Origin of the sequence: Enterococcus italicus DSM 15952 (assembly GCF_000185365.1) — a bacterium.
Classification (GTDB): Bacteria; Bacillota; Bacilli; order Lactobacillales; family Enterococcaceae; genus Enterococcus_G; species Enterococcus_G italicus.
Window position 1 is genome coordinate 422,761 of record NZ_GL622241.1, and the last position, 3,539, is coordinate 426,299.

Here is a 3,539-nt window from a genome sequence, read left to right on the forward strand (position 1 = left end):
TTTTATGCTCAAATTGTTAAACAATACATCACTTCTACTTCCAACAATAATAGTCAAGGGAATTCAACTATTGTAAAAGCAGCACTTAAAGAATTAGATGAAGGAACACATGAGGGTGGAACGAAATATTGGCAATGGTATGGCTTTAATGGACGTGTAGAATGGTGCGCTATTTTTGTTTCTTATAATGCTGAAAAAGCTGGAGTTAAAATGGAACGGTTCGCTTATTGCCCAACAGGTATTGAAAATTTTAAAGCTAAAAATCAGTGGTTGGAGAAAGGAAATTTGCCTAAAAGTGGTAATATCATCTTTTTTGACTGGGATGGTGATTTTGTTAGCGACCATGTTGGGATTGTTGAGAAAGTAGAAAATGAAGTTATTTTCACAATTGAAGGGAATTCAGGAGATAAAATTGCTAAATTAAGTTATGAAAAAAATAGCCCTTATATTATGGGGTACGGAACATATTAATTGATAAATGTGTCAACTAAGCAATGCTAAGAAAAATATTTATATCCATAAAAACAACTAGGGGACTGCATAAGCAATCCCCTAGAGTTTAGTATTACCAAATTTTAATTTTTAGTAATTCTTTTAGACTAGAAAGAATTAAAGTAGGTAATGCTGGTATAAATAGTACCATCAAATAGACATTCATTGGTAGCTGCGCTGTTCCTATTACTGTATTAAAGAAAGGAATAATAGTTATCAAATAAGAAGAAATTCCAGCAAATAATACAGCTAATACTAAACGTGGATTACCAAATGGGTTTCTCCTAAATAAAGTACTTGAGCTACGTGCATCAAATACATGCCATAATTGACCATAAACTAAAGTTAGAAACGCAACTGTTTGGGCTTCATTACTAGTCATTCCAGACTGAGCTGCTAATAAGAAACTAGCGTATACCATCACCCCCATAAACATCCCTCTTATTAATACTCTTGACCAAGTATAGTTAGCCAAAACAGATTCATTTGGGTTTCTTGGTCGTTCCTTCATGATATCTGCTTCTGCTACATCATACCCTAATGCAAATGAAGGAACGGCATCACTCACCATATTTACCCACAAAACCATTAGTGCTGTTAATGTAGGTGTATTGGCATTAACAAGACCTACAGTACTATTAAAAAAAGTAACCCTAGTAATAAAGATAACACTTCTGCCACATTGGTCGTTAATTCATGCCTCATAAAATTTTTAATATTTGCATAAATTGTTCGTCCACTTTGTACTGTCTTTTCAATAGTCGTAAATTTATCATCGAGTAAAATAAGATCTGCGGAGTCTTTCGTTACTTCTGTTCCCACAATCCCCATAGCTATTCCGATGTTGGCTGCTTTTAATGCTGGAGCATCATTCACCCCATCTCCTGTCATTGCTACTACTTGACCGTGATTTTGCAGTTGTTTAACAATCCTTTGCTTATGTTCTGGAGATACTCTTGCGTATACTTTTGTTTCTTTCACTACAGAAAATAATTCTTTATCCGACATATTTTCTATTTCTATACCTTTAATGACATTTGCTTGTTGCGATTCAACAATCCCTAAATCAAGAGCTATTGCACGAGCTGTATTCTCATGATCCCCTGTAATCATAACTACTTCTACATTGGCATCATGCAATACACTTATAGACTCTTTAACTTCTTTTCTAGCAGGGTCAATGATTCCTGCAACACCAGTTATAATAAGACTTTTCTCTAGCTCATCAATTGTTGCATTCTCAGCTTCTTCTTGCGTTATATTCTTATATCCAACAGCTAAAGTTCTTAAGGCTTGATTAGCGTAACTTTCTACAATTTCAATGAAACTTTTTTTCGTACTCGTTGAATTATCAATTTTATCTTTATTTAATATACCAAAACTTTTTTCTACAAGAACATCTGGAGCACCTTTTGTATAGACTTTGTAACCTGAATTTGTCTTTATCACAACACTCATCATCTTTCTACTACTAGTAAAAGGTAATGTGCGTACGATTTCAATATTTTCAAGCAAATCTTTCTTGACAACATTTACTTTTTGCCCAAGGACTGTCAAAGATACTTCTGTCGGATTTCCAAAAGGTACAAATTCGCCATCGATTTCTTTTATTGTTGAGTCATTACATAACACTGCACCCATGATAAAATCTGAAATATTTTGATTAGAAACTTTCTTAGTATCCTTTTCAATACTAATTAGCTCACCTTTTGGCGAATATCCTAATCCTGTAACTGTATAAAACTCACCGTTAGAAAATAATTTTGTAACAGTCATTTCATTCTTGGTTAAAGTTCCAGTTTTATCAGAACAAATATACGAAGTACTCCCTAGCGTTTCTACACTATTTAACGATTTAATTAATCCTTTGTTTCGTGCCATCTTAGCTGCACCAATAGTTAATACAATTGATAGCACTGCAGGTAGTGCATCTGGAATAGATGCAACGGCCAATGCTATTGATGTTGATAGCACAGATGTTATAGACTCAATACTAATCTCTCCTGAACGAATGATTCCCACTATAAATGTAAAAATTACAATAGCCGCAGAAATTTTCATTAAAGATTTTGTCAATTTATTTACAGTAAATTGTAATGGAGATTTTTTATTTTCAACAGATTGAATCAATTTTGCTATTTTTCCTAATTCAGTATGTTCCCCAACAGCCACTACAATTCCAACACCCTGACCGTTAGATACCGTTGATCCAGCAAATCCCATATTAAAACGGTCACCTACTTCAGTATCTTCTTCAATAACCTCTATTCTTTTAGATATTGCATCAGGTTCTCCTGTCAGATGTGATTCAATGACTTGCAGCTCTTCGGATTGTACCCACCTTATATCTGCTTCGACAAAATCACCTACTTCAACTTTTACAATATCTCCTACCACTAGTTCAGTTGCTAATACTTTTAGCCATTCACCGTCTCTTAAAACAGTAGTATACCTACTATTCATTTCCTTTAGTGCATTTAAACTTTTTCGAGCACTTATTTCTTGCCAAAAACCAAGAAAAGCATTAATAATGATTAAAATCAAAATTGCTATTGCTTCATATAAGGCTTCCTTTCCATGTTTTTGATCACCTTGAAAATGAAATGCATATATTGAGCTTAAAAATGATAACACTACAGCCCCTAATAAAACTATCACAATTGGCTCTTTAAAACTTTTCAAAAATACCTTTAGATACGAGTCTTCTTTTTCTTCTGGCAACTTATTTTCTCCGTAAATTTCCCTATTTAAATTTACCTGAGTACTTGCCAATCCTCTTTTGGTATTAACTTCAAATTTTTCCAAAATATCTTCTTTTGCTTGCTTATAAAAATTCATCAAACGCTTCCTCTCCCTAGATAATAGAAAAAGCATACACTCAAAGTAATTCTCCCTTACCCTCAGGAGAAAAACCTTGAAGCATATGCCCAACCTATTTCACTTATTATACTTTATACTAACATATCATGTAATATTTTAATAGAGAATAGCATTAATTGCAAAATCATCTGCACCACTTTTTAAAACCATTGGTTTTAAATTTGATT

Annotated in this window: 1 protein-coding gene and 1 pseudogene; one reads left to right on the top strand and one right to left on the bottom strand. The window is 33.3% G+C overall.

From position 1 onward, the window contains the following. Positions 1-471: CHAP domain-containing protein (locus HMPREF9088_RS02010; protein WP_007207444.1), on the top strand; the 471-nt coding region annotated here is incomplete at its 5' end. 94 nt (positions 472-565) lie between these two features. Here HMPREF9088_RS02010 and HMPREF9088_RS02020 read toward each other — a convergent pair. Next, positions 566-3,330 (bottom strand): annotated as a pseudogene (locus HMPREF9088_RS02020) (cation-translocating P-type ATPase). Positions 3,331-3,539 lie beyond the last annotated feature (209 nt).